Genomic DNA, 1,181 nt, shown 5'->3' with positions numbered 1-1,181 from the left:
GCCGTTGAAGGCGTCGAAGACCTGCTTGACCGGGACGTAGGGAGCGGTCGCGACATAGACCATGTCGCCGGAGCGGATCTTGAAGTCCTGGGCAAAGATCAGCCCGGACGGTTCGCGCAGGTTGAAGCGGTAGACCACCGGCACCTGGCCGGTCAGCCGCGTCGCCTCCGGATCGCCCGGATCGCTGTGCTTGAACGCCTCGCCCTCGTAGCGGGCGAGCATCTCCGCCCCCGCCTCGCGCCTGAGGACGAAGACCCCCATCGGATTGGCGAGCGCCGGATTGAGCCCGCCGACCTGCGCCAGCGCCTCGGCGAGCGACATCTCGTAGCCCTGCAGCGGCAGCTGGTCGCTGCGCCCCGTCGCCCCCAGCGCCACGTAGGTGCGCGGCTGGCGGGTCATGAGCACGACGTCGCCGGGGCGCACATAGACGTCCTCGGTCGGATCGTCGACGAGTTCGGAGAACGGCATCTGCACCGTCCGCCCGCCGCGGGTCAGCGACACCGCGGTCTCGTAGATCGGCGTCTTCGGCCCGCCGACCCTCGCAATCAGGTCGAGGATCTTCAGCCCCGAGGTCGGGATCGGCACCGAGGCGCCGCCGATCGCATCGCCGGTCACCGTCACCGTCGTCGAATTGCCCTGCGACACCGCGACGACGGCCTGCGGCTCGATCGCCCGGTCCTTCAGGGCGGCGACGATCCTTTTCTCGACGGTCGCCGCCGTCGAGCCGGCGACGCGGATGCGCCCGGCATAGGGGATGGTGATCGAGCCGTCGCGGGCGACCTGCTGGGCCGGCAGATGCACCGAGGAGGAGCCCTGGCCGCCGGCGTTGAGCGAGGAGAACAGCCCGCCGACGCCGGCCTCGAACAGCGTCACCTCGACGACGTCGCCGACGCCGATGCCGGTGTCGCCGGGCAGGGACAAGCCGGCGATCGAGCGGAAGCTCGGCCGCGGCTCCTCGCCCTGATAGGCGAGCACCGTGCGGTCGACGGGAACCAGCAGATAGCCGTCGCGCCACTGCACCGCGCTCTCGTCGACATTGCCGACGAAGGCGCCGGCCGTCGGCCCCGCCGAGGGCAGCGCCGCGCAGCCGGACAACAGCCCCGCCGCCAACCCCGCCAGAACCAGCCGCGCGCAGCCGCCCCGCGCCCTCACGGCCTTCCTGCGCACGACCTCGCCCCCGG

1 protein-coding gene is annotated in these 1,181 nt (G+C 72.0%); it reads right to left on the bottom strand.

The window, feature by feature from the left end; genetic code table 11:
* Positions 1 to 1,181, bottom strand: a 1,181-nt coding sequence (locus J1C47_RS23515) for a polysaccharide biosynthesis/export family protein (protein ID WP_207353228.1), incomplete at both ends; no start/stop codon positions are given.

It is taken from the genome of Jiella sonneratiae, assembly GCF_017353515.1.
In the GTDB taxonomy this organism is placed as follows: domain Bacteria; phylum Pseudomonadota; class Alphaproteobacteria; order Rhizobiales; family Rhizobiaceae; genus Jiella; species Jiella sonneratiae.
The sequence above is the reverse complement of the archived record's forward strand: the minus strand, read 5'-3'. Positions and strand labels throughout refer to the sequence as shown.